General features: G+C 72.4%; 21 protein-coding genes and 1 riboswitch. Of the genes, 12 read left to right on the top strand and 9 right to left on the bottom strand.

Annotated features, from left to right (window positions below):
- Positions 1 to 56: 56 nt before the first annotated feature.
- Positions 57 to 1,694 (top strand): fatty acid--CoA ligase, encoded by a 1,638-nt coding sequence (locus ACQEVZ_RS23055; RefSeq protein ID WP_433369744.1) that lies wholly within the window; start codon positions 57 to 59, stop codon positions 1,692 to 1,694.
- Positions 1,691 to 2,158, top strand: coding sequence for a hypothetical protein (locus tag ACQEVZ_RS23050; RefSeq protein WP_344511462.1), 468 nt, complete (start codon positions 1,691 to 1,693; stop codon positions 2,156 to 2,158). Before ACQEVZ_RS23055 ends, ACQEVZ_RS23050 begins: the two co-directional genes overlap by 4 nt.
- Here ACQEVZ_RS23050 and ACQEVZ_RS23045 read toward each other — a convergent pair.
- A complete protein-coding gene (locus ACQEVZ_RS23045; RefSeq protein WP_433369741.1) occupies positions 2,155 to 3,105 on the bottom strand; it encodes a Ku protein in 951 nt (316 codons plus the stop codon). The two genes, ACQEVZ_RS23050 and ACQEVZ_RS23045, sit on opposite strands and share 4 nt — an antisense overlap.
- 98 nt (positions 3,106 to 3,203) lie before the next feature.
- On the opposite strand from ACQEVZ_RS23045, the gene ligD (ACQEVZ_RS23040) reads away from it, so the two are divergent.
- Both ligD (ACQEVZ_RS23040) and ligD (ACQEVZ_RS23035) read left to right on the top strand, forming a co-directional pair.
- Positions 3,204 to 4,157, top strand: coding sequence for a non-homologous end-joining DNA ligase (gene ligD, locus ACQEVZ_RS23040; RefSeq protein WP_433369738.1), 954 nt, complete (start codon positions 3,204 to 3,206; stop codon positions 4,155 to 4,157).
- Positions 4,150 to 5,016, top strand: coding sequence for a non-homologous end-joining DNA ligase (gene ligD, locus ACQEVZ_RS23035; RefSeq protein ID WP_344511468.1), 867 nt, complete (start codon positions 4,150 to 4,152; stop codon positions 5,014 to 5,016). Before ligD (ACQEVZ_RS23040) ends, ligD (ACQEVZ_RS23035) begins: the two co-directional genes overlap by 8 nt.
- Before the next feature lie 89 nt (positions 5,017 to 5,105).
- Here ligD (ACQEVZ_RS23035) and ACQEVZ_RS23030 read toward each other — a convergent pair whose 3' ends face one another.
- The gene (locus ACQEVZ_RS23030; RefSeq protein WP_433369735.1) at positions 5,106 to 6,299 is read right to left on the bottom strand and encodes an aminotransferase class V-fold PLP-dependent enzyme; all 1,194 of its coding nucleotides are present in this window, start codon (positions 6,297 to 6,299) and stop codon (positions 5,106 to 5,108) included.
- 12 nt (positions 6,300 to 6,311) lie between these two features.
- Positions 6,312 to 6,429, bottom strand: a riboswitch (SAM riboswitch).
- A gap of 326 nt (positions 6,430 to 6,755) precedes the next feature.
- Here ACQEVZ_RS23030 and ACQEVZ_RS23025 point away from each other — a divergent pair.
- Positions 6,756 to 8,207, top strand: a complete 1,452-nt coding sequence (locus ACQEVZ_RS23025; RefSeq protein WP_433369732.1) for a PrsW family intramembrane metalloprotease — start codon at positions 6,756 to 6,758, stop codon at positions 8,205 to 8,207.
- Here the strand turns inward: ACQEVZ_RS23025 and ACQEVZ_RS23020 are convergent.
- Positions 8,198 to 8,527: a GroES family chaperonin gene (locus ACQEVZ_RS23020; protein WP_344511622.1), complete on the bottom strand. Its 330-nt coding sequence runs from the start codon at positions 8,525 to 8,527 to the stop codon at positions 8,198 to 8,200. The genes ACQEVZ_RS23025 and ACQEVZ_RS23020 overlap by 10 nt on opposite strands.
- Positions 8,528 to 8,673: 146 nt before the next feature.
- Here ACQEVZ_RS23020 and ACQEVZ_RS23015 point away from each other — a divergent pair, with 146 nt between their 5' ends.
- Positions 8,674 to 9,927 (top strand): AI-2E family transporter, encoded by a 1,254-nt coding sequence (locus ACQEVZ_RS23015; RefSeq protein ID WP_433369729.1) that lies wholly within the window; start codon positions 8,674 to 8,676, stop codon positions 9,925 to 9,927.
- 1,623 nt (positions 9,928 to 11,550) lie between these two features.
- Here ACQEVZ_RS23015 and ACQEVZ_RS23010 read toward each other — a convergent pair.
- A complete protein-coding gene (locus ACQEVZ_RS23010; protein ID WP_344511624.1) occupies positions 11,551 to 13,536 on the bottom strand; it encodes an ATP-dependent DNA helicase in 1,986 nt (661 codons plus the stop codon).
- A 131-nt stretch (positions 13,537 to 13,667) separates the two neighbouring features.
- On the opposite strand from ACQEVZ_RS23010, the gene ACQEVZ_RS23005 reads away from it, so the two are divergent.
- A complete protein-coding gene (locus tag ACQEVZ_RS23005; RefSeq protein ID WP_344511474.1) occupies positions 13,668 to 14,162 on the top strand; it encodes a DUF402 domain-containing protein in 495 nt (164 codons plus the stop codon).
- Here the strand turns inward: ACQEVZ_RS23005 and sigJ are convergent.
- Complete coding sequence (gene sigJ / locus ACQEVZ_RS23000) at positions 14,145 to 15,008, bottom strand: RNA polymerase sigma factor SigJ (protein ID WP_433369725.1); 864 nt, start codon at positions 15,006 to 15,008, stop codon at positions 14,145 to 14,147. The genes ACQEVZ_RS23005 and sigJ overlap by 18 nt on opposite strands.
- A 65-nt stretch (positions 15,009 to 15,073) precedes the next feature.
- Here sigJ and ACQEVZ_RS22995 point away from each other — a divergent pair, with 65 nt between their 5' ends.
- The 3 genes from ACQEVZ_RS22995 to ACQEVZ_RS22985 all read left to right on the top strand — a co-directional run bounded on the left by ACQEVZ_RS22995 (position 15,074) and on the right by ACQEVZ_RS22985 (position 17,826).
- Positions 15,074 to 16,069, top strand: coding sequence for a hypothetical protein (locus ACQEVZ_RS22995; RefSeq protein ID WP_344511479.1), 996 nt, complete (start codon positions 15,074 to 15,076; stop codon positions 16,067 to 16,069).
- 112 nt (positions 16,070 to 16,181) lie between these two features.
- Positions 16,182 to 16,808: a DUF47 domain-containing protein gene (locus ACQEVZ_RS22990; RefSeq protein WP_433369722.1), complete on the top strand. Its 627-nt coding sequence runs from the start codon at positions 16,182 to 16,184 to the stop codon at positions 16,806 to 16,808.
- A gap of 1 nt (position 16,809) precedes the next feature.
- Positions 16,810 to 17,826 carry an anion permease gene (locus ACQEVZ_RS22985; RefSeq protein ID WP_433376924.1) on the top strand — a complete coding sequence of 339 codons (1,017 nt, stop codon included), beginning with the start codon at positions 16,810 to 16,812 and terminating at the stop codon, positions 17,824 to 17,826.
- A 179-nt stretch (positions 17,827 to 18,005) separates the two neighbouring features.
- On the opposite strand, the gene ACQEVZ_RS22980 is transcribed toward ACQEVZ_RS22985, so the two are convergent.
- From ACQEVZ_RS22980 to ACQEVZ_RS22970, 3 genes are read right to left on the bottom strand one after another with little or no spacing between them, the layout of a single operon-like run.
- A complete protein-coding gene (locus tag ACQEVZ_RS22980; protein ID WP_433369719.1) occupies positions 18,006 to 20,003 on the bottom strand; it encodes a M91 family zinc metallopeptidase in 1,998 nt (665 codons plus the stop codon).
- Positions 20,000 to 20,326: a hypothetical protein gene (locus tag ACQEVZ_RS22975; protein WP_433369716.1), complete on the bottom strand. Its 327-nt coding sequence runs from the start codon at positions 20,324 to 20,326 to the stop codon at positions 20,000 to 20,002. The genes ACQEVZ_RS22980 and ACQEVZ_RS22975 overlap by 4 nt, the downstream gene beginning before the upstream one ends.
- A 42-nt stretch (positions 20,327 to 20,368) precedes the next feature.
- The gene (locus ACQEVZ_RS22970; RefSeq protein WP_344511487.1) at positions 20,369 to 21,346 is read right to left on the bottom strand and encodes a Gfo/Idh/MocA family protein; all 978 of its coding nucleotides are present in this window, start codon (positions 21,344 to 21,346) and stop codon (positions 20,369 to 20,371) included.
- Between the two features lie 38 nt (positions 21,347 to 21,384).
- Between ACQEVZ_RS22970 and ACQEVZ_RS22965 the strand changes: the two genes are divergently transcribed.
- Positions 21,385 to 21,816 carry a hypothetical protein gene (locus ACQEVZ_RS22965; RefSeq protein ID WP_433369713.1) on the top strand — a complete coding sequence of 144 codons (432 nt, stop codon included), beginning with the start codon at positions 21,385 to 21,387 and terminating at the stop codon, positions 21,814 to 21,816.
- Positions 21,816 to 22,577, top strand: a complete 762-nt coding sequence (locus tag ACQEVZ_RS22960) for an NUDIX hydrolase (protein WP_433369710.1) — start codon at positions 21,816 to 21,818, stop codon at positions 22,575 to 22,577. Before ACQEVZ_RS22965 ends, ACQEVZ_RS22960 begins: the two co-directional genes overlap by 1 nt.
- A gap of 9 nt (positions 22,578 to 22,586) precedes the next feature.
- Here ACQEVZ_RS22960 and pstB read toward each other — a convergent pair whose 3' ends face one another.
- Positions 22,587 to 23,363: a phosphate ABC transporter ATP-binding protein PstB gene (gene pstB, locus ACQEVZ_RS22955; protein ID WP_344511493.1), complete on the bottom strand. Its 777-nt coding sequence runs from the start codon at positions 23,361 to 23,363 to the stop codon at positions 22,587 to 22,589.
- Positions 23,364 to 23,367 lie beyond the last annotated feature (4 nt).

Genomic DNA, 23,367 nt, shown 5'->3' with positions numbered 1-23,367 from the left:
ACTCACCAGTAGCTCCGGGGTTCCGTTGTGAGCCACCGCACATTAGCGTGCAGTACATGCGCAGCACGATGATGCAGACACCCCTCCTGATCTCCCGAATTCTGCAGCACGGGGCCACCGTCCACGGCGACTCCGAGGTGGTCACCTGGACCGGCGCCGACGGCAGGCACACGTCATACGCGGAGGTCGGCCGCCAGGCCGCCCGCCTCGCCCACGCCCTCCACGACGACCTCGGGGTCACCGGCGACGAGCGCGTCGGCACACTCATGTGGAACAACGCCGAGCATCTGATCGCGTACCTGGCGGTGCCGAGCATGGGCGCCGTGCTGCACACGCTCAACCTGCGGCTCTTCCCCGAGCAGCTGATCTACATCGCCAACCACGCCGAGGACCGGGTCGTCATCGTCGACTCGACGCTGATCCCGCTGCTCGCCGGCGTGTTGCCGCACCTGACCACGATCCGCCACATCGTGGTCGTCGGCGACGGCGACGCGTCGAAGCTGAGCAAGGACGGCGTCGAGGTCCACCGCTGGGACGCGCTGCTGGACAGCAAGCCCGACACGTACGACTGGCCCGCCGTCGACGAGAACGACGCCGCCGCGCTCTGCTACACCAGCGGCACCACGGGCAACCCGAAGGGCGTCGCCTATTCGCACCGCTCCATCTACCTCCACTCGATGGAGGTCTGCATGGCGGAGAGCTTCGGGCTCGGGCCGAAGGTGCGCGACCTGTGCATCGTGCCGATGTTCCACGCGATGGCGTGGGGTCTGCCGTACGCGGCGATGATGAGCGGCGCCTCGCTGATCATGCCCGACCGTTTCCTGCAGGCGGCCCCGCTCGCGCAGATGATCGCCACGGAGAAGCCGACGTTCGCCGGCGCCGTGCCGACGATCTTCACCGACCTGCTCGCGTACCTGGACGCCAACCCGACCGACACCTCGTCGCTCAAGGAGGTCGTCATCGGCGGCTCGGCCTGCCCGCCGGCGCTGATGCACGCGTACTCCGAGCGGCACGGCATCGAGGTCATCCACGCCTGGGGCATGACGGAGATGTCGCCGCTGGGCTCCGTCGCCCGGGAGCCCTCCGGCGTCGACGGCGCCGAGGCGTGGGCCTACCGGTACACCCAGGGCAGGCTCCCGGCGGGGGTCGAGGGCCGCATCGTCGGGCCCACCGGCGAGGTCATGGCCAACGACGGCACGGCCGTCGGGGAGCTGCAGGTCCGCGGGCCGTGGATCACCGCGCAGTACATCGGCGAGGGCGGCCCCGACCCCGACAAGTTCGAGGACGGCTGGCTGCGTACCGGCGACGTCGGCACCCTCTCTCCCAACGGCTACCTGACCCTCACCGACCGCGCCAAGGACGTGATCAAGTCCGGCGGCGAGTGGATCAGCTCCGTCGACCTGGAGAACGCGCTCATGGCGCACCCCGCCGTGCTCGAGGCGTGCGTCGTCGGCGTGCCGGACGACAAGTGGGGCGAGCGGCCCCTGGCCACGATCGTGCTCAGAGAGGGTGCGAGCGCCGACGCCGGGACGCTGCGCGACTTCCTCGCCGACAAGGTGGCGCGGTGGCAGCTGCCGGAGCGCTGGTCGTTCATCGAGGCGGTGCCGAAGACGAGCGTCGGCAAGTTCGACAAGAAGCGCGTCCGCGCCGACTATGCGGATGGTGGCCTCGAGGTGGTACAGATCAACGGGTGAACCGTACGGCGAAGATCGCGCTCGTCGTCTCCGGCGCCGTCCTCGCCTGCGTGATCGCGGCCTGTGGCGTGGTCCTGGCACTGAGTGACCTGGTGCCGGGACTCGCCGGCTGCGACGAGCTCGACAAGCCCACGAAGACCGGGATCATCACCTCGACGACCCGCATCGAGCAGCAGTGGCCGCAGCTCGCGCCCATCCAGCAGGTCCACTGGCAGGAGCACGAGGCCAGGGCGCGGTCCTGCCCGGAGATCGGGCCGATGGACTACACGATGGACGGGTTCGCGGTGCTGACCGCGGAGCGGGCCCAGGCACTGCCGGCGACCACGGCGGCGGAGGCTCCGGACGTGCCGGAGGACCTCCGCCCCTTCGCGCCCGCCGGCGCCGCATGGCTGCGGGTCGACGGCACCGACCTGCTGCTCGACAAGGCCTCCTCGACGGTCTACTTCACCCGCACCACCAGCTAGGCGGACTTCCTCGCCTTCGCTGGGGTGACCTTCTTCGCGGGCGTCGCCTTCTTCGCCGCGGGCGCCTTCTTCGCCGGGGTCCGCTTGATCGGGGTCGCCTCGGCCACGTCGTCGTCCTTCGCGGCGGCGGTCTTCACGGCCTTCTTCGCGGGCGCCTGGGCCGGCTCGCCGCGCGCCGCCTTCGCCCGCTCCACGGACGCCCGCAGCGCCGCCATCAGGTCGACCGCCGCGGCCGGCGCCTCCTCGGTCTCCTCCGGCTGGACGACCTCCCGGCCGGCCACCTTCGCGTCGATGACCTCCTGCAGCGCCTCGCGGTAGTTGTCCGTGTACGTCGACGGGTCGAAGTCCGCGGCCATCGACTCGATCAGGGAACCGGCCATCGCCAGCTCCGCCGGGCGCGCCGACACGTCCTCGTCGAGGATGTCGAACTTCGCCGCCCTGATCTCGTCGGGCCACAGCATCGTGTTGAGGACCAGCACGTCCTCGCGGACCCGCAGCGTCGCCAGCTGCTCCCGCTGCCGCAGCGCGACCTTGACGATCGCGACCCGCTCCGTGTTGGTGAGCGCGTCGCGCAGCAGCGCGTAGGGCTTCGCGGCCGTCTTGTCCGGCTCCAGGTAGTACGCCTTGTTGTAGAGGATCGGGTCGACCTGCTCGGCCGGCACGAACTCCAGCACCTCGATCGCCCTGCTCGTGGTCAGGGGCAGGTCGGCGAAGTCCTCGTCGGTGAGGATCACCATCTCGCCGCCGCCGAGGTCGTACCCCTTGGCGATGTCGTCATATGCGACCTCCTCGCCGTCGATCGAGCACACCCGCTTGTACTTGATCCGGCCGCCGTCGTCGCGGTGCACCTGGTTGAAGCGGATGTCCTTCTCTTCTGTCGCCGAATACAGCCGGACGGCGATCGACACGAGCCCGAAGGAGACCGCGCCTTTCCAGATCGCGCGCATTAAGGGATCCCTTTCCGCAGCGTGTTGACCTCGGAACACCAGCTTCGCATCGAATCGACCTCCACGCGAGGAAGTCGGCGGCGAACTATCGTGGGGTGATGGGGACCGGGCCGCCCGCACCGATGCTCGCCTCGACCGGCCCGCTTCCGACCGGGCCGGGCTGGTCGTATGAGTTCAAGTGGGACGGCATCCGGGCGATCGCCGTCGTCACCGCCGGCGTCACCCGTCTCTACGCGCGCAGCGGGGTCGAGGTGACCGCCGCCTATCCGGAGCTCGCGGCGATCGGCGAGGGCCTCGACGACACCGTCCTCGACGGCGAGGTCGTCACCATGGACGAGGCCGGCCGGCCGTCCTTCCAGCTGCTGGCCGAGCGGATGCACGTCCGCGAGCCGGCCCGGGCCGCGCGGCTGGCGGTCGCGTTGCCCGTGTCCTACCTGGCGTTCGACGTGCTGAGGGCCGCGGGCAAGGATGTGCTCGCATCGCCGTACACCAGCCGCCGCCGCATCCTCGAAGGGCTCGCGCTGGGGGCGCGGGCGGTGATCCCGCCGTGCTTCGACGACGGCCCGGCGACCGTCGCCGCCAGCCGCGACAACGCCCTCGAAGGCGTGGTGGCGAAGCGGACCGGCTCGCACTACCACCCCGGCCTCCGCTCGCCGGACTGGGTGAAGGTCAAGCTGGAGGAGAGCTGCGAGTTCGTCGTCGGCGGCTGGCGGCCCGGCAAGCGCGCCCTCGGCGCCCTGCTCGTCGGGGTGCCGGCGGCCGGTGGGCTGCTCGCCTTCAGCGGCCGGGTCGGCGGGGGGATCTCCAACGCGGCCGAGCGCGCCCTGCTGGACGCGCTGCGTGACCTGTCGGTGCCGCAGCCGCCCTTCGCCGGCACCGTGCCCCGCGAGGACGCCCGCGGCGCGACCTGGGTCACGCCGACGCTGGTGGTGGAGGTGAAGTTCAGCCACCGGACGCGCGACGGGCGGCTCCGCTTCCCGCGCTTCCTGCGCCTTCGGCCGGACCTCACCCCCGCGGACGTCGCTTCCTCCTTGGGCGGCGTCGATGCCTGACAAGGTCCGGGTCGAGGTCGAGGGGCGGCACCTCGACCTGACCAACCTCGACAAGGTCCTGTACCCGCAGGTCGGCTACACCAAGGGCGAGATCATCGACTACTACACCCGCATCGCGCCGGTCCTCCTGCCGCACCTCGCCGGCCGGCCCCTGACCCGCATCCGCTACCCCAACGGGGTCGACGGCATCAGCTTCTTCGAGAAGAACGCGCCGGCCGGCACGCCCGACTGGGTCCGCACCGTCCGGCTGCCGGTGCCCGGCTCCAGCCGTGGCCGCGAGACCATCGACTTCATCGTCGTCGAGGAGCTGGCCACGCTGGTCTGGCTGGCGAACCTCGCCGCGCTCGAGCTGCACACCCCGCAGTGGCGCGTCGCCGCCGACGGCTCGCCGCTCAACCCCGACCTGCTCGTCATCGACCTCGACCCCGGCCCGCCGGCCACGCTCGCCGACTGTTACGAGGTGGCCCTGCTGGTCCGGGACCGGCTCGCCGCCGACGGCCTGGAGCCGGCCGCCAAGACCTCCGGCCGCAAGGGCATGCAGCTGACCGCCGAGCTGTCCGGCGAGGAGACCGCCGACGAGATCAGCGCGTACGTCAAGGATGTCGCCGAGGAGCTCGCCCGCCTCCGGCCCGACCTGATCGTGGCCCGGATGGCGAAGCAGCTCCGCCCGGGGAAGGTCTTCATCGACTGGAGTCAGAACAACGCCTTCAAGACGACGGTCGCGCCGTTCTCGTTGCGCGCGGGTGCCCTGCCGACGGTGTCGGCCCCGCTGACCTGGGACGAGGTCGCCGAGGGCACGCTGACCATCGCCGACCTCACCCCTTCCGTCGTGCTGGACCGCGCCACCGCCGGGCCGTGACCCGGTGCGGTGCCGGCGCGCCGCCGACACCGCACCGGATCGTGCCGGCGCCGCCGGTGCCGCGGGATCGTGGCGGCGGGCCTGGTGGCTCAGCGGCGCAGGGCTTCCAGGAGGCGGTCGATGTGGGCTTCCGTGGTGCCGAGGCCGAAGCTGGCCCGCACCGCCTGGGGCGGCACCGGCGCCGACGGGGCGATCCTGGCCGTCGCCTCCGACAGCAGCCGCCGGGTCAGCGGATGCGCGCAGAACAGCCCCGTCCGCACCCCGATCCCGTGGTCCCGGCCGAGCGTCGTGGCCAGCGCGCCGGGGTCCTCGCCCAGCACCGCGAACGACACGATGCCGACCCGCTCCGCGTCCGCCTCGAACAGCCGCAGCTCCTCCACGTGCGGCAGCCGCGCCAGGCCCGCCCGCAGCCGTGCCACCAGGGCCCGCTCCACGGAGTGGTCGGCGGCGGCGAGCGCCCGGCACGCGGCCGCGATCGCGACGGCGCCGAGCAGGTTGGGCGTGCCGGCCTCGTGCCGCGCCGGCCCGGTCGCCCACCGGACGTCGAGGTCGTCGCCGACGCTGGCGCTCGCGCCGCCCCCGGCCAGGTACGGCTCGGCGGCGTCCAGCCAGTCCGCCCGCCCGGCCAGCACCCCGGCCCCGAACGGCGCGTAGAGCTTGTGCCCGGAGAACGCCACGTAGTCGGCGCCCAGCGCGGTCAGGTCGACCGGGGCGTGCGGGGCGAGCTGCGCCGCGTCGACCGCCAGCCGGGCCCCGTAGCGGTGCGCCACCTCGGCGAGCGCCGCCACCGGCCACACCTCGCCGGTCACGTTGCTCGCCGCCGTGACGCTGACCAGGCCGCACGGCTGCCGGCGCAGCGCCCACTCCAGCGACTCCACCGCCTCCTGCGGCGAGCGCGGCGCGTCCAGGTGGAGGCTCTGCTGCCACGGCAGCAGGTTGGCGTGGTGCTCCCCGTCGAACGTGAGCACCGTCGTGCCCTCGGGCACCGCCCTGGCCAGCAGGTTCAGGGCGTCGGTGGTGTTGCGGGTGAAGACGACCGTGTCGCCGTCGCGGCAGCCGACGAAGTCCGCGACGGTCTCTCTGGCCTGCTCGTACTCCCGCGTGCACCGCTCCGAGAGCGCGCCGGCGCCGCGGTGGACGCTGCCGTAGAACGGCAGGAGCTCGGCGACCGCGTCGGCTACCGCCCGCAGGCACGGGGCGGTCGCGGCGATGTCGAGGTTGGCGAAGTCGACGCTGCGGCCGTCGCGCAGCTTCACGTCACCGGGGGACAGGATCGTGGACATGGCAGAGTCCTCCGCTCGCGCTTGCCCGGACACACCGCGTGCCGGACCGTGTCATCACCCGGGGCACCCCGCCGCGAACGCGAGGGTTGCCGGCCAGCAAGCCGGGGCTTCAGCGCTGGCACTCATGACCTGGTCTCACCGTAGCGCGGATATGGTTGGCCCATGACCGATCTCCCGCCGACTGGGACGCCCCAGGATCCGGGTAACCGTGACGCCACCTTGTTGCCGTCGTCGGGTGATGTACGACCAGCGGCGGCCTCTGCCGCGCCCGAGGAACGGTCACCCTGGGCAGCTCCGATCCCCGTACCTGCCCCGTCGAGCGGCGGTCCGGTCCCGTCCAGCGGCGGTCCGGTCGCCCTGGACAAGGGGCCCGACGCATCGGCCGGTGCTTCCGGCGGTGCTTCCGGCGGAGCTACAGGCGGCACTTTTGGTGGTGCGGCCGGCCCGGCCGCCGGCTTGGCCGCGCCGCAGGGGTGGGACGCGGCCGGCGGCGACGTCGTGCCCAACGTGACGGAGGACGCCGCCCCCGACACCGGCGAGCAGCGCTACCCGACCGCGGCCCTCGCCCTGGCCGCCGCGCCGCCCGCCAAGCGCTCCGACCGCCGCCGCCTCTGGACGCTCATCGGCGTCATGGGCGGCATCGCGGCGTGCGGCGTCGCGCTGCTGGCGTTCTTCGGCTTCAGCGGCGGATGGACCGCCCTCGTCATCGGCGTCGGCGCGGCCGTCATCCCGGTGCCGCTGCTGGTCTCCTGTTTCCTGTGGCTCGACCGGTACGAGCCGGAGCCCGTCCGCTATCTCGTCTTCGTCTTCGGCTGGGGCGCGTGCGTGGCCACCGGCGTGGCGCTCGTGGTCAACACCGCCGGCGGGGTGCTCGCCGACAAGCTCGGCCTGTCGGACGCGATCGTGGCGGTCGTGGTCGCGCCGTTCATCGAGGAGAGCATGAAGGCCCTCGGGCCGGTCCTGCTGCTGTGGCGCCGCCCCCGGGCGTTCTCCGGCCTGATCGACGGCATCGTCTACTGCGGGCTGTCCGCGACCGGGTTCGCGATGGTGGAGAACATCCTGTACCTCGGGTACAAGGGCTACGCCGACACCGCCGAGCAGGGCGGCGCGGTGAAGGGCGCGGCGGCGCTCGTCGGCATCTTCATCGTGCGCATCCTGATGACCGGGTTCGCGCACCCGCTCTTCACGTCGATGACCGCGATCGGGCTCGGCACCGCGTCGCGCAGCTCGACGAAGGCGGTCAAGTGGCTCGCACCCCTCGCCGGCCTGCTGCTCGCGATGCTGCTGCACGGCTCGTGGAACCTCATGTCGGTGATCGCCGCCGCGAAGCCGATCATCCTGCTGTACGGCTATTTCTCCGTCATGATGCCGATCTTCCTCTGCATGGTCGGCTTCGCGCTGTGGCAGCGCGCGGCCGAGGGCAGGCTGACCGAGCGGATGCTCACCGAGTACGCGCGGGCCGGCTGGTTCTCCCCGCCGGAGGTGGCGTCGCTCGGCACGCTCGGCAGGCGGCTGTCCGCCCGCCGGTGGGCCAAGCGGGTCGCCGGAGACCCGGGTGCCAAGGCGATGAAAGCCTTCCAGTTCGACGCGACGAAGCTCGCCCTGCTCCGCGACGGCATGCGCCGCGGCCTGGACAACACGCCGGCCCGCCGGATGGAGGCGCTCGCCGAGGAACGCCAGCTGCTGACGGCGCTCGCCGCCTACCGGCAGGTCTTCGTCGGGCGCGATCCGCAGGCACCCATGGCGGTGTGGGACGGCAGCAGGTATCACATCACCTTCCCGGACGGGATGGTCCGGGTGCTCGCCGCTCCGCCCACCCCGGTCGTGCCCGTCCCGGTCGTCGTGCCGCCGCCTCCGCCCCCGCCGCCGATGTACGCCGGATACCCCTACCCCTACACCTACAGATAGAGCCCCGTCGAGTCCGGCTCGACCCGCCGCGCCGCGACGGCGTGCACGTCCCGCTCGCGCAGCAGCACGTAGTCGCGGCCCTGCAGCTCCACCTCGGAGCGGTCCTCCGGGTCGAACAGCACCCTGTCGCCGGCCACGATCGACCGTACGTTGGGCCCCACCCCGACGGCCGTGGCCCACGACAGGCGCCGCCCCACCGACGCCGTGGCCGGGATCACGATGCCGGACGCGTGCCGGCGCTCGCCCTCGGCCCCTTCGAGCCGGACGAGGACCCGGTCGTGCAGCAACCGGATCGGCAGGCCCCCTTCCACATCGGACACGACGGGCGGGGTGGTGGCCGGCGGGTAACCGGCGGCTGGCTGGGCTGTCACGGTTGCGACGCTACCGCCTGGGTACGTGCGATCGCCGCGGGACCCGGACTACGGTGAAGCGTCCGGTCGGTTCGCAGGCATTCACAGGGGGTTTCGTGGGCCGGTTCGATCAGGTGCGCGCCAATCTCCGGCGGGCGTACGAGCAGCGTCTCGAAAACGCCCGCCTCGAACGCGAGGCGATCGCCGCGGAAGTGGCTGAGGCTGAGGTGCCGCCGCCTCCACCGCCGGCCGAGCCCGACGTGATCCACTCGTCGACGATGAGCCGCGACGACGCCGAGATCCCGCGTGGCCTGCGGCTCGCCGCCGCCTGGTCGTGGCGCCTGCTGGTCCTCGTGGCGGCCCTCGCGGTCCTGCTCTGGCTGGTCAGCCGGCTCGACACGGTGCTCATCCCGCTGAGCATCGCCCTGCTGCTGTCCGCCCTGCTCGCGCCGATGATGGAGTTCCTGCGCCGCCGCGTGAAGCTCCCGCCGTCCCTGGCCGCGTTCCTGGTGCTCGTCACCGGCCTCGCCGCCGTCGCGGGCGTGCTCACGCTGGTCGTCAGCGAGTTCGTCGACGGCTTCCCCAACCTGGCCGACAAGGCCTCGGCCGGCGTCAACCAGATCCAGGACTGGCTCACCACCGGCCCGCTGCACCTCAACGGCAGCCAGCTCGACGCCACCTTCGACGCCGCCACCAACTGGCTCAAGGACAACCGCGGCAGCCTCACCGACAGCGCTGTCTCCACCGCCACCGCCACCATCGAGTTCTTCGCGCTCCTCCTGCTGGTGCTCTTCGTCACGTTCTTCTTCATGCGCGACGGTCACCGCATCTGGCTCTTCCTCACCGGCGTCCTGCCCACCCCCGCCCGCGACCCCATCCGCCGCGCCGGCGAGGCCGCCTGGCGCACCCTGGTCGCCTACGTCCGCGCGACGGTGCTGGTCGCCTTCATCGACGCCCTCGGCATCGGCCTGCTCCTGGTCATCATCGACGTGGACTTCTGGTTCCCCCTGGCGACAATGGTGTTCCTGGCCGCCTTCGTCCCCATCGTCGGCGCCACCGTCTCAGGCGCCGTGGCCGTCCTCGTCGCCCTCGTCGACGAAGGCCCGATCAGCGCCCTGGTCGTCCTCATCGGCGTCATCGCCGTCCAACAACTCGAAGGCCACGTCCTCCAGCCCCTCATCATGGGCCGCGCCGTCTCCGTCCACCCCTTGGCCGTCATCGTCGCCATCTCCACCGGCGTCGTCCTGGCCGGCATCATCGGCGCCCTGGTAGCCGTCCCCCTGGTAGCCGTCCTCAACACCGGCATCCGCCACCTGGTCCAACACCGCCACGAACCACCCCCCGACTCGGTCATCATCTCCGCGGATTGACCCTGCTCGTGCCACCGGCCAGGCCCGCCCTTCGAACCAGACCGGCGCACCGACCAGGTGGCAGCACTCCGCCCACAGCGAGGTGGCGCCGGTCGACGTGGTGATCGAAGTCCAGCCCTGGCCGCGCCGGCAGCCAGCCCTGTCCTTGGATCAAGCCAGCCACAGGAGAAGCGCACTGCAAGCACGGTGCCGCTGGACTCGGCCGGCGCGGCAGTCCTGGCAGGCGGTGGGGAGGGCGCCGTGCGGTCGGCTGGGGTTGCTGGGCATGGCTGGCTGTGGGCTGGCGGTGAGTGAAGTCGGTGCGGTCCGCGAGGAGGTCGGGGGCGGAGCAGACGGTCAGAAGGCGGACGGAGTTGTGGGGACTGGCGACCCACGAAGTCGGCGCGGTCCGAGTGGGGTCAGGGCCGAAGCGGGCGGTCAGGCGGCGGATGGCGACCGTTTCGATCGGCGCTGTGTCGGTCGGCACGGCGCGACGCCGGCCGGTGGCGGGCTGAGGTGCGGTGGGCGGTGTCGCTGGACCGGGCCAGCATGTCGACCGGGGCAGTGGTGTTGGCCAGTGGTGGGTGTCATGCGGTGGGCTGGGTCTGTTGGGCCCGTCTGGTGTGTCGAGCGGTGCGGCGGCAGCGGCGATGGTTGGGCGGCAGTCGGCGGAGACGTGGGTCGATCCGGGATGCGAGGCAGGTCCGGCGGGGCGGCGGACGTGACTGCTGTCGGGAGTCTGGCGGTGGGACTGGTTGTGGGGCTGGCGGCCTACGACGGCGGTCCGGTCTCAGTGCTGGTCAGGCCCGGAGCGGGCGGTCTGGCGGCGGGAGGGCGGCTGTTTCGATCGGCGCTGTATCGGGTCGGCACGGCGGTGGTGGGTGTCGTGCGGTGGGCTGGGTCTGTTGGGCGCGGCTGGTGTGTCGAGGGGCGTGGCGGCAGCGGCGATGGTGGGACGGCAGCCGACGGGGACGTAGGCCATCCGGGATGCGAGGCAGGTCCGGCGGGGCGGCGGACGTGACTGTTGTCGGGAGTCTGGCCGTGGGACTGGTTGTGGGGCTGGCGGCCTACGACGGCGGTCCGGTCCCAGCGCTGATCAGGCCTGGAGCGGCGGTCAGGCGGCGGAGGGCGATCGTTCGATCGGCGCTGTGTCGGTCGGCACGGCAGTGCTGGCCAGTGGTGGGTGTCGTGCAATGGGCTGGGTTGTTGGGCTCGGCTGGTGTGTCGAGCGGTGCGGCGGCAGCGGCCACGGTTGGACGGTAGCCGGCGGGGACGTAGGCCGATCCGGGATGCGAGGCAGTTCCGGCGCGGTGGCGGACGTGACTGCCGTCGGTGCGGCGTGGGCTGATCGTGGGCTGGCGACCGGCGAAGGCGGTGCGGTCCGCGTGGAGGCAGGGGCGGAGTGGGCGGTCAGGTGGCGGTCGGACGGCAGGGGCAGGTCAGGTCCGGTGGTGGCCGATGTGACCGCCGTCGGGGTGGTGGGACTGGCGAAGGGTGCGGTCCGCGAGAGGGCGGGGGCGGAGTGGGCGGTCAGATGGTGGACGGGGCGGCAGGGCAGGTTCGGCGCGGTGGCGGACGTGACCGCTGTCAGCGCTGGGTGGGACTGGCGAAGGGGGCGCGGTCCACGAGGGGGGAGCGGGCGCGTCAGGTGGTGGACAGGCGGCGGAGGGCGGCGCGGACGACGTCGGGCTTTGTGGTGTACCAGAACGGGGGGAGGGAGGCGCGCAGGTAAGGGCCGTAGCCGCGGGCCGTCTCCAGGCGGGAGTCGAGGACGGCCACGACGCCCTTGTCGGTGCGGGCTCGGATCAGGCGGCCGACGCCCTGTGCCAGGCGGACCGCGGCGATCGGGACGCTGACGGCGGCGAAGCCCGAGCCGCCGGCGGAGTCGACGGCGGCGGAGCGGGCGGCGGCGAGGGGCTCGTCGGGGCGGGGGAAGGGGAGGCGGTCGATGATGACGAGCTGGCAGGCGTCGCCCGGCACGTCGACGCCCTGCCAGAGGGACATGACGCCGAGCAGGCAGCTGTTGCGGTCGGTGCGGAACTTGCGGACGAGGATCGGCAGTGCCTCCTCGCCCTGCAGGAGGATCGTGATGCCGGGGGCGCGGGCGCGGAGGACCTCGGCGGCGCGCTCGGCGGCCTTGCGGGAGGAGAAGAGGCCGAGGGCGCGGCCGCCCAGGGACTGGACGAGCTCGACCATCTCGTCGGCCGCCGGCTCGGACAGGCCGGAGGTCTGCGGGCGGGGCAGGTGGGCGGCGACATAGAGGATGCCCTGCTTGGCATAGTCGAACGGGGAGCCCACGTCGAGCGAGCTCCACGCCAGGTCGGCCTCGTCGCGGGCGGCGGAGGCGCGCATGACCGCGTCGCGAGCGGCGGCCCCCGGCGACGAAGGCTGAGCCGGGACCGGCGCCGGGGCCGTGACAGGCAGGCCGAGCGAGCGGGCCACGGTGTCGAACTGCCCGCCGAGCGCCAGGGTGGCCGAGGTCGCGACGACGGTGCGCTCGTGGAACAGGTGCGTGTTGAGCGTGCCGGCGACCGAGAGGGGGGCGACGACCACCGCACGGCGGCCGCGGTCGTCGCGCTCGATCCAGGTCACGTCGTGCTCGGCGTCGGAGAGGATGCGCTGGGCGATCTTGGTGAGGTCGGCGACCATGGTCTTGGCCTGCTGCTTGCGGACGGGGTCGGCGTCGTCGGCCTTGACCTCGCCGATCGCGTCGATCGCCTTGCGGCCGCCGCCGTCGAGGAGCGTGAGCGCCTCGCCGAGGGTGGTGGGCAGGCCGTCGGTGATGCGGCCCGCGGGGGCGTCGGCGAGCGCGACGGTGAGCGTGTCGCCGGCCTCCATGAGCCGGTCGGCGACGTCGTCGTCGACATAGGGGCGGCAGCGGCGGGCGGCGCGCTCCAGCAGCTCGGGGGTCAGCTCGGCCTGCGAGGCGGAGCTGACCCGGTCGGCGAGCTCGTGCGCCTCGTCGACGACGAGGAGCTTGTGCGGCGGGATGATCATGCGGCCGCTGAGCATGTCGACGGCGAGGAGGCTGTGGTTGGTGACGACGATGTCGGCCTCGCGGGCACGGGCGCGGGAGGCCTCGGCGAAGCACTCCGACCCATAGGGGCAGCGGGCCGCCCCGACGCACTCGCGGGCGGGCATCGAGACCAGCTTCCATGCGGAGTCGTCGACGCCCGGGTCGAGCTCGTCGCGGTCGCCGGTCTCGGTCTCCATCGCCCAGTCGCGGAGGCGCTCGATGTGCTTGCCGATCCGCCCCGCCTCGCCGAGCCAACGGGTCGGCCGGGCCTCGCCGACGTCGAAGAGCGCGTCGTCGGGCTCGTCGGCGGAGGTGCCCTCCAGCCGCGCCAGGCAGACATAGTGGTGCCGGCCCTTGAGCACGGCGAAGGTCGGGCGCCGGCGCAGCAGCGGCTCCACCGCGTCGGCGAGCCGGGGCAGGTCGTGGTCGACGAGCTGCGACTGCAGCGCGAGGGTGGCGGTGGACACCACGACGGGGCCGTCGACCAGCAGGGACGGCACGAGATAGGCCAGGGACTTGCCGGTGCCGGTGCCGGCCTGGACGAGCAGGTGCTCCTCACTCGAGGCGGCCGCGGCGATCGCCTCGGCCATCTGCTGCTGCCCGGGCCGCTCCATGCCGCCGGGCACGGCACCGACGGCAGCGGAAAGCAGATCAGCGGTCGCAAGCGTGGCAGTCACGACCAAGAAGCTACCGCCTCGGTACGACAGAAACCTGCGGGCACCAACACGATCAGTACTGTGGGCGCATGCCAAAGGTGGTCTACCGCAAATTCGACGGTTCACTGCACTGGAACTACGAGACCAGGATCCTCGGCGAGGACGACCACGGCATCTGGGTCGGCGCCGACACCGGCACGATCGTGCACCGCGGACCGACGAGGACCGGCCCGGTCGAGGCGCCGCACGTGCTGCTCTTCCCGCGCCAGGCCTGGTGGACCGCGTGCTTCAACGCGGCACCGCACCGCACCGAGATCTACTGCGACATCACCACCGTCCCCCATTGGGTGGAGGAGACGGAGGTCACAATGATCGACCTGGACCTCGACGTCCGGCGCCGGCGCACGGGCGCGGTCGAGCTGCTCGACGAGGACGAGTTCGCCGCGCACCAGGTCAGGTACGCCTACCCGGCCGACGTGATCGCCGAGGCACAGGCCAGCGCCGATTGGCTCTTCGGCGCCGTCTCGCAGCGCATCGAGCCGTTCGGCGACAAGTACCGCGAATGGCTAGATCTCGTCCAGTGACAGCTTCGCGGGGTTGAGCTGGTTGTAGAGCCCGGTGATGAGCCCCGACTGGCTGATCCCGAAGCCGGCGACCGCGGCGGCCCCGTCGAAGTGCACCACCAACCCCAGGTCGCCGTTGACCAGCGCGACCTCGATCGACACATCGGCGGTGCGGCGGTACAGGCCCAGCACGAAGCGGGCCACGTCGGACGCCCCGAGAATCGGCCGCCGGGCCGCGGACACGACGCCGCCGCCGTCGCCGAGGGCGACCACGTCCGGGGCGAGCAGCTTGAGCAGCGCCTCGATGTCCCCGCCGGCCGCCGCCGCGGTGAAGGCGGTCAGCACCGAAGCCTGCAGCGCCCGGTCCGTCGTGTGGCGGCGTTCGCCGTCGGTGACCGCACGGCGGGCGCGGGAGGCCAGCTGCCTTGCGTTCTCAGGTGTTGTACCGAGGGCCGCCGCCACCTCCGCGAACGGCACCGCGAACACGTCGTGCAGCACGAACGCCACCCGCTGCTCGGGGGTCAGGGCGTCGAGCACCAGCAGCAGCGCCATGCTTACGCTGTCCCGGAACGACACCCGCTCGCCCGGGTCCACCTGCGACGGGTCGGGGAGACGCTCCACCAGCGGTTCAGGCAGCCACGGCCCCACGTACGCCTCCCGGCGCACCTTCGCGGCCCGCAGCTGGTCGAGGCACAGCCGTCCGGTGACGGTGGTCAGCCAGGCCCGCAGGTCGGTGACCCCGGAGGTGTCCGCCCCGGCGTACCGCAGCCAGGCGTCCTGCACGACGTCCTCGGCATCGGCCCGGCTGCCGAGCATCCGGTACGCCACGCCGAAGAGATGGTCACGGTGCGCGCTGAACTGATCCACCACGACACCCATTCAAGCAGGGCGTTTCTCACCCGGGCGATATGCGTGTTACATACCATTTAGGGATGAGCAATGGTCTTGCCACGGTCGCCAGCGGCATGGTGGGCCTCGCGGCGATGGGCGCACTGGCCGCGGCGCGGGCGCGGCGCGGCCGGCCGTACCTCGCCGACGGCCTTCTCGTGGCGGTCGACGGCCCCGCCGACCCCGTCGCGGCCGCCGTCCGCGCCGGCTTCGCGGGCGTCGAGGTGGCCGTCCGGCTCGACACCGACACCGCGCCGCCGGTCCTGCGCCTGGACTGCGCCATGCCCGACGGCGAGCCGGCGCCGACCTTCGAGCAGGCCGTCCTGGAGCCCCTCGCGGCGCTGGTCGACGAGAGCCCGCTCGGCCGGGTCCACCCGCGCCGCGCTGAGCCGTTCCTGCTGCTCGTCCACGCCGACCCGGAGCCGGGCCCGCCGCCGCGCATGACGGCGCCGCAGCAGCGGGCCGCGCTGCTGCTGCAGGCCGCCCGCCCGGAGTACGAGGCCCTCGACCTCCTCCTGCGCCCGCGAGCCGAGCTGCTCACCACGTTCCTCGGCGGCCGCGTCGTGCCCGGCGCGATCACCGTCGTGCTCACCGGCCCGTACTGGTCCCGCGCCGACCTGCTCGGCGCCTACGAGCGGTTCGCGTTCCTGGAGGGCCGCTTCAGCGACCTGGAGCCCGGCGGCCTGCCCGTCACGGTCGCGCCGCTGGTCACCGAGGCGCTCGGCGCGCGGATCGGCTGGGACCCGCAGGAGGAGTGGCCCGAGTTCCCCGCGGAGGCGCGGCACATCCTGCGGTCGCTGGTCGGCGCCGCGCACGCCGGCGGCCGCCGGATCCGGTTCGTCGGCGTCCCCGAGGAGCCGCGGCACGTCCGCCTGGCGTTCTGGCAGGAGCTGCGCGCCGCGGGTGCCGACCTCATCGCCAGCCGTCACAGGGCCCAACTCGCAAGATTTCTCCGCAAACCAGTCGATCGCGAGCGAAAGCATCGGGCCGAGCCCCGGCGGCCCGCCGTACAAGATGAACAAAAGCTGAACGGAAGATGAACTGCACAAGGTCACAGGACTGCGGTTCTGCCGAGGTCGGCGGCGGGATCTAGCATTCCCGCCGAGGACCAACCGGCCCTCGCGGATTTCGTTCACGTCTCGAGGTCAGGCTGTGCGTTTGAGGCTCCGTCCCAGTGACGATTCGTTCTACGACTTCTTCACCCGTGCGGCGGGGAACCTGGTGAAGGGCACGGAGCTGCTCTCCGAGCTCGCGGTGCCCGGCGTCGACGTGATGACGGTCAGCGAGCGGCTGGTCGAGGTCGAGCACGACAGTGACGCGATCACGCACGAGCTCTACAAGAAGATCAACTCCAGCTTCATCACGCCGTTCGACCGGGAGGACATCTACCGGCTTGGATCGCTGCTCGACGACGTGATGGACCACCTCGAGGCGGTCGGCAGCCTGCTGTACCTGTACGGCCTGACCAAGCTGCCGTCGCTGCCCCGTGAGCTGCACGAGATCGTCAAGGTCCTCGACCAGCAGGCCCGGCTCACCGCCGAGGCCATGCCGCGGCTGAAGACCATGAAGAACCTCGAGGAGTACTGGGTCGAGTGCAACCGCCTGGAGAACGAGGGCGACAACGCCTACCGCATGCTGCTCGTGCGGCTCTTCTCCGGCGAGTACGACGCGCTCACCGTGCTCAAGATGAAGGAGGTCGTCGACGAGCTCGAGGCCGCGTGCGACGCCTTCGAGCACGTGGCCAACACCGTCGAGACCATCGTCGTCAAGGAGTCGTGACATCAGCGCGCAGCTCGTCGCGGTGCTGGCCGTCATCCTCGTGGCACTGGTGTTCGACTACACCAACGGGTTCCACGACGCGGCCAACGCGATCGCGACCTCAGTCTCCACCCGCGCGCTCAGCCCGCGCACGGGTCTGATCATGGCCGCGCTCGGCAACTTCGCCGGCGCGCACCTCGGCGGCCAGGTCGCCAAGACCGTCGGCAGCGGCATCATCCACCCGCCGAGCGGGATGAGCGGCCTCGGCATCGTGTTCGCCGGCGTCGTCGGCGCCATCGCGTGGAACCTCGTCACCTGGTACTTCGGGATCCCCTCCTCCTCGTCGCACGCCCTGGTCGGCGGCCTGGTCGGCGCCTCGCTCGGGGCGATGCTCTTCGGCGTCGACGACGCCACCGTCCTGTGGGGCGGCATCGTGGAGAAGGTCGTCATCCCGATGGTGGCCTCGCCGCTGGTCGGCTTCACGCTCGGCGGCGTCGCGATGATCGCCATCATGTGGATCTTCCGGAAGGGCAACCCGCGCAAGCTCAACAAGGGCTTCCGCTACGCACAGACCGCCTCGGCCGCGGCGATGTCGGTCGGCCACGGCATGCAGGACGCCGCGAAGACCATGGGCATCGTGGTCCTCGCCCTGTACGCCGGCGGTTACCAGGACAACACCAGCCACATCCCCGAGTGGGTGTTCTGGACCTCTTCCACGATGCTGGCGCTCGGCACGTACTCCGGCGGCTGGCGGATCATCCGCACCCTGGGCCGCAAGGTCATCGACCTCGACCCGCCGCAGGGCTTCGCCGCCGAGACGGTCGCCTCGGGTGTGCTCTTCACCACCTCGTGGCTGGGCGTGCCGATCTCGACGACCCACACGATCACCTCGGCGATCATGGGCGTCGGCGCGACGAAGCGGCTCTCCGCGGTCCGGTGGAGCGTGGCTGGCAACATCCTGGTCGCCTGGGTCCTCACCTTCCCGGCCGCGGGAGCCATCGCCGTCCTCGCCTACGCGATCTCGCGCTGGATGTTCTGAGCCCCCATAGGCCCTAGGGCCTGCTTCATAAGGGGGGTCGAGGCGAGGCGAGGTCCAGGCGTCGATCTGGGGCCGCGCCGGGCGCGCCCGGATACCGGTGTTGTATCCGGGTGTGACCGGCGTGGTTCCAGGCGGCGTCTGGGCCCGCCGCAGCCCGGCCATCCCTTATGAAGCAGGTCCTAGGGGCGGCCGTACGTGTCCCGGAGCGGCAGGCGCATCTCGGTGCGCAGGCCGTTCTCGGTGAGCTCGATCGGGTGCCGCGGGTCGAGGCGGTTGGCGGTCGCGGGGTCACCGTCATGGTCGATGGGCAGCCCGGTCGCCTGCCGTTCGAGGTTGAGCACCGGGTTGCCCAGACCGTCCACGTCGCGTCCGCTGGCGCCGTTGTACGGGTGCTCGTCGGCCGTCCCGTGCGTGAAGTCGTACACGTGCGCCAGCTCGTGGAACAGCGTCGACAGCGGCGGGCGGCCGTCCTGCAGGGCACCCCACGCCGGGTTGTAGCGGATCACCGGCCACGGCCCCGGCTCGGCGTAGCCGTTGTCGTCGCCCACCGGCCGGATGGTGATCGGCACCGCGGTCGCCTGCAGCGCGGCCAGCATCTGCCGGCCGGCGGGGGAGGCGGCGAGCAGGTCCAAGTCCGTCCGGACCCGCTCGGCGAACTCCGCGTCGCCGTCGATCCGGATGAACGCGTCCATGGATGTCGCGACCCCGGTCATGTGCTCGACCCCGGCGGCCCGGTCGTCGCCCTGGCCGTAGAGCAGGTCGTCGCCCTCACCGCCGCGCACGGCGTCGGCGCCGGCACCGGAGTAGACGACGTCGTCGCCGGCCCCGCCGGTCAGCGTGTCGTCGCCCTGCCCGCCGGACAGCACGTCCCGGCCGTCGCCGCCGTCGAGGACGTCGTCGCCGGTGCCGCCCTCCAGGTAGTCGCCGCCGGCGCCGCCGGTCAGGATGTCCCGGCCGGAGAGCCCGTAGAGCACGTCCGCGCCGTCGCCGCCGTCGAGCCGGTCGTCGCCCGCCCCGCCGTCGAGGTGGTCGCCGGAGTCGCCGCCGAAGAGCGTGTCGTCGCCACCGTTGCCGGCCAGCCGGTCCTCGCCGGCGCCGCCGTCGACGGTGTCCGCGCCGGCCCCGGCACTGATCACGTCGTCGCCGTCGCCGCCGAAGAGCAGGTCGTCGCCGTCCCCGCCGTCGACGCGGGCCACGCCGCCGCTGCCCCAGAGCCGGTCGTCCCCGCCGCCGAGCGCGGCCGTCTCGGCCTTCTGGTCGCCTCCCCGCCACGGTCCCAGGCTCACCAGGTCGTCGCCGTCGCCCGCGCGCACCGTGTCCGCTCCCGCGCCGGCGAGCAGCGTGTCGTCGCCGGCGCCGCCCTCCAGCGTGTCGTCGCCCGAGCCGCCGAGCACGGTGACCGCGCCGCCGCCCTCCACACGGACGGTGTCGTCGCCCGACCCGGCCCGCACGACCAGCCGCGCACCCGCTGGCACGCGCACCGGCACCCCGCCGACCAGCACGATCCTGCTGCCGTCGGCCTCGGTGCGCACCGTCACGACGTCGTCGCCGGCGCCGGCGTCCACCACGACGCTGCCGGCCACGATCACGTCGACGGCGTGTGACGCCTCGGCCGCGGCCAGCCAGCCCTCGACGCGCCCCGCCGCGATCTCGCTCCAGCCGGCCGCCACCGCCGCCCACCGCGGGCGTGCCGATCGAAGCGCGGCGTCGTGCACGACCAGCGCCTGCGCGATCTCCGACCGGATCGTCGCGGCCTCGGTGACGGCCCGCCCGACCGCGGCGGCCTGCACCGGGTCCGCCGGGCTGAACGTGACCCCGTCCAGCCCCCGCCGGTGCGGCACGGCGGCGATCGCCCGCCACGCGTCGTCGAGCAGGTCCTGGCCCCGCCGCAGCAGCGCCGCCATCGCCTCGTACCGGTAGGCGACCTCCGGCGCCAGCCCCGTCACGGCGTCCAGGTCCCGGCCGAGCCGGCCCCGGTGCGACTGGTAGCTGTCGGCCGCATCGCCCGCCCAGACCAGCCGCCGCGCCGCCGTGTCGAGTGCCGTGCGCGCCGCGTCCGCGTCCCGCCCCACCTGCCGCCACACCACGGCCGCCGCGTCGAGCAGCGCGGGCCGCGCCTCGAGCCGCCACAGGTCGTCGACGGTGACCGCCTCCATGACCAGCCCCGCGTTCGTCATGCCGGCGCTCCGCGGGAACCGCCCATGCGCTGGTCGGCGAGGCGGTCGGCCTCGTGATACGCGAACGCGGTGCGCCACAGGCGCTCGGCGTCGCCCTCCAGGACCGCCACCAGCCCGCTGATCACGGACTGGGCGTCCCGCAGGACCATGGTGCAGGTGCCGTGCAGGGCGGCGCTGCCGCCGAGGTTGCCGAACGCCGTCGCCGGGACCGGCAGGTCGCGGTAGCCGCCGCGGAAGTGGTCGCCCAGGTGCGCGGCCGCGGCCAGGCTCGCGTCGGCCAGGTCGCTCAGCGCGCCGGGATCGGCCCGGATCTCCTTCGCCATATCGCGCACGGTAATGGTGACACGACGAACGGATGGCCCCGTTCAGCTCGAGTAGTCAAGACCGACCTTTACCCGTACAACATCCAAAACCGTCAAAATGTCCAGCGTCTCCGACAGCGGGACCAGCGGGCTCTCGGTGCGGCCCTCCCGGATGCAGCGGTGCACCTCGGCGGCCTCGAAGTGGTAGCCGGCACCCTCGAACGGCAGGTCGACCGTCTCGGCCTCGCCGCCGCGCCAGATCGTGAAGCCGGACGGGTGGAAGAACTCGCGGGCCACCTCGATGCGGCCGGTCGTGCCGGTGACGGTCGCCCGGCGGGCGCTGTCGCCGACCAGCGAGCAGGTCAGCGCGGCGAGCGCGCCGGAGTCGTAACCGAGCAGGATGCCGGTGTTCTCGTCGACGCCGCCCGCGCTCATCCGCGCCCACGCCTGCACGCTGGACGGCGCGCCGAGGAACAGGTGCGCGAACGTCACCGGGTAGATCCCGACGTCGAACAGCGCCCCTCCGCCGAGCGCCCGGGACAGCAGCCGGTGCGACTCGTCCCACGGGCCGGCCATGCCGAAGTCGGCGTGCACGGCGGTCGGGTCGCCGATCGCGCCGGCCGCGACGAGCTCGACCATCCGCCGGATGGCGGGGATGCAGCGCATCCACATCGCCTCCATGAGGAACACGCCGCGCTCGCGGGCGGTCGCCACGAGGGCCTCCGACGACGCGACGTCGAGCGTGAGGGGCTTCTCCGTCAGCGTCGCCTTGCCCGCCGCGAGCGACAGCATCGTCGCGTCGTAGTGCGCGGTGTGCGGCGTCGCCACGTAGATCGCGTCGACCTCCGGGTCGTCGACCAGCGCCTGCCAGGAGCCGTGCGCCCGGGGGATCCCGTGCTTGGCCGCGAACCGCTCGGCGCTCTGCGCGGTGCGCGAGCCGACCGCGGCGACCTCCGCGTCGGGCAGCAGGTGCAGGTCTTCGACGAACGTGCTCGCGATGCTGCCGGTGGACAGGATGCCCCAGCGAATGCGGTCGGCCATGGCGTTCAATCTAGTGCTCGGCGGGGTACCGGACCGTCGTGGGACCAGATGAGCAGCACCGCAGGCCAGACGGTGTCTCCGACGCCACCGTCGAGGCGCTGGGCAAGTTGAGCGAGGCCCTGGAGTGCGTCGAGCGGGCCCGTGGCCGCCTCTACGACCTGCACCAGCTGATCGGCCACGCGGACCTGATGCTGGACGAGGCCGTCAGGCTCTTCCGCGAGGCCGGCCACCCGAAACTCGCCGAGCGGATCCAGACCGACCTGGTGGGCCGCAACGTCATCGCGGGCCACTGGACGTTCCAGATCGTCGAGGACTTCGACGACGACTACTACACCACCTTCAAGGACCTCGACCGGACCGCCCGCGACGAGCTCGTCCAGGGCCGCCGGCACCTCTACGAGGCCGAGATGAAGGAGCGGCGCCGCACCCACGGCCGCCCCGGGCACGAGCAAGGCCCTAGTGTGGCCTGATGGTTGAGTTCCGTCTGCCGCCCGCCCTCGCCGAGCAGGCCCGTCAGTTCGCGGCGTCGGGTGCTGTACCGGTGGAGCCCCGCCTCGCCAGCACCGTGGTGCTCATGCGGGCGCCGTTCGAGGTGTACCTGCTGCGCCGGGTCCCCACGATGGCCTTCGCCGCGTCGATGTACGTGTTCCCCGGCGGCGGCGTCGACCCGCGGGACGCGACGGTGCAGCCCGGCTGGGCCGGCCCGTCGCCGGCGGAGTGGGCCGCGCGGCTGCGCCTTCCGGAGTCGGTGGCGCGCGCGGTGGTCTGTGCGGCGGTCCGGGAGGTGTTCGAGGAGTCCGGGGTGCTGCTGGCCGGCGCCGACGTGGACACCGTGGTCGGCGACGTGAGCGGGGCCGACTGGGAGCGGGCCAGGATCGCGCTGATCCAGCGGGAGCTCGGCTTCGCGGAGTTCCTCGCGGACAACGGCCTGGTGCTGCGCTCCGACCTGCTGGCGGCGTGGTCGCGCTGGATCACGCCGGAGTTCGAGCCGCGGCGCTTCGACACGTACTTCTTCCTCGCCGCCCTGCCGGAGGGTCAGGTCACGAGGGACGTCGGCGGCGAGGCCGACGACACGGTGTGGTGCTCGCCGGCGGAGGCCGCCGACGGCCGCTTCACGATGCTGCCGCCCACCATGTTCACGCTCACCGAGCTGGCCGAGGCGGGCGGCATCGAGGCGGCCCTGGCGGCGGCGTCGGACCGTGACCCGGCCGACGCCATCCGCCCTGTCTGACCCACGCGACTAACCGAACCGGCCGGTGATGTAGTCCTCGGTCTTCTTCACCGACGGGTTGGTGAAGATCTTCGCGGTGTCGTCGTACTCGATGAGGCGGCCGGGGTCGCCGGTCTTGTCGATCGAGAAGAAGCCGGTGCGGTCCGAGACGCGCGCCGCCTGCTGCATGTTGTGCGTGACGATCACGATCGTGTACTGGTTCTTCAGCTCGGTGATCAGGTCCTCGATCGCGAGCGTGGAGATCGGGTCGAGCGCCGAGCAGGGCTCGTCCATCAGCACGACCTGCGGCTCGACCGCGATGGCGCGGGCGATGCACAGGCGCTGCTGCTGACCGCCGGACAGGCCGGCGCCGGGGCGGCCGAGCCGGTCCTTGACCTCGTTCCACAGGTTGGCGCTGCGGAGCGCCTTCTCGGCGACCTCCTCGAGCACCGACTTCTTGCGCACGCCGTTGAGCCGCAGGCCGGCCACGACGTTGTCGAAGATCGACATGGTCGGGAACGGGTTGGGCCGCTGGAAGACCATGCCGATCATCCGGCGGACGGCGGTGACGTCGACGTCCTTGTCGTAGATGTTCTGCCCGTCGATGAGGAGCTGCCCCTCGATCCTGGCGTTGGGCAGGACCTCGTGCATCCGGTTGATCGACCGCAGGAACGTCGACTTGCCGCAGCCGGACGGCCCGATGAGAGCGGTGACCGACTTCGGCTCGATCGTCATCGAGACGCCGTCGATGGCCTTGAAGGATCCGTAGTACGAGGTGACACCGTGGGCTTCGATGCGCTTTGCCATGTGG

Origin of the sequence: Dactylosporangium sp. CA-152071 (assembly GCF_050936335.1) — a bacterium.
Taxonomy (GTDB): Bacteria; Actinomycetota; Actinomycetes; order Mycobacteriales; family Micromonosporaceae; genus Dactylosporangium; species Dactylosporangium maewongense.
This window is presented reverse-complemented; position numbering and strand designations above follow the sequence as displayed.

What these genes read in the sequence shown, in the direction of transcription:
- ACQEVZ_RS22960 (WP_433369710.1), top strand. Translation starts at nt 21,816, where the DNA reads ATGGTTGAGTTCCGTCTGCCGCCCGCCCTCGCCGAGCAGGCCCGTCAG.
- ACQEVZ_RS23010 (WP_344511624.1), bottom strand. Translation starts at nt 13,536, where the DNA reads ATGGAGCGGCCCGGGCAGCAGCAGATGGCCGAGGCGATCGCCGCGGCC.
- ligD (WP_433369738.1), top strand. Translation starts at nt 3,204, where the DNA reads ATGGGGACCGGGCCGCCCGCACCGATGCTCGCCTCGACCGGCCCGCTT.
- ACQEVZ_RS23055 (WP_433369744.1), top strand. Translation starts at nt 57, where the DNA reads ATGCGCAGCACGATGATGCAGACACCCCTCCTGATCTCCCGAATTCTG.
- pstB (WP_344511493.1), bottom strand. Translation starts at nt 23,363, where the DNA reads ATGGCAAAGCGCATCGAAGCCCACGGTGTCACCTCGTACTACGGATCC.
- ACQEVZ_RS23005 (WP_344511474.1), top strand. Translation starts at nt 13,668, where the DNA reads ATGCCAAAGGTGGTCTACCGCAAATTCGACGGTTCACTGCACTGGAAC.
- ACQEVZ_RS23045 (WP_433369741.1), bottom strand. Translation starts at nt 3,105, where the DNA reads ATGCGCGCGATCTGGAAAGGCGCGGTCTCCTTCGGGCTCGTGTCGATC.
- ACQEVZ_RS22975 (WP_433369716.1), bottom strand. Translation starts at nt 20,326, where the DNA reads ATGGCGAAGGAGATCCGGGCCGATCCCGGCGCGCTGAGCGACCTGGCC.
- ACQEVZ_RS22970 (WP_344511487.1), bottom strand. Translation starts at nt 21,346, where the DNA reads ATGGCCGACCGCATTCGCTGGGGCATCCTGTCCACCGGCAGCATCGCG.
- ACQEVZ_RS22995 (WP_344511479.1), top strand. Translation starts at nt 15,074, where the DNA reads ATGAGCAATGGTCTTGCCACGGTCGCCAGCGGCATGGTGGGCCTCGCG.
- ligD (WP_344511468.1), top strand. Translation starts at nt 4,150, where the DNA reads ATGCCTGACAAGGTCCGGGTCGAGGTCGAGGGGCGGCACCTCGACCTG.
- ACQEVZ_RS23030 (WP_433369735.1), bottom strand. Translation starts at nt 6,299, where the DNA reads ATGTCCACGATCCTGTCCCCCGGTGACGTGAAGCTGCGCGACGGCCGC.
- ACQEVZ_RS22980 (WP_433369719.1), bottom strand. Translation starts at nt 20,003, where the DNA reads ATGACGAACGCGGGGCTGGTCATGGAGGCGGTCACCGTCGACGACCTG.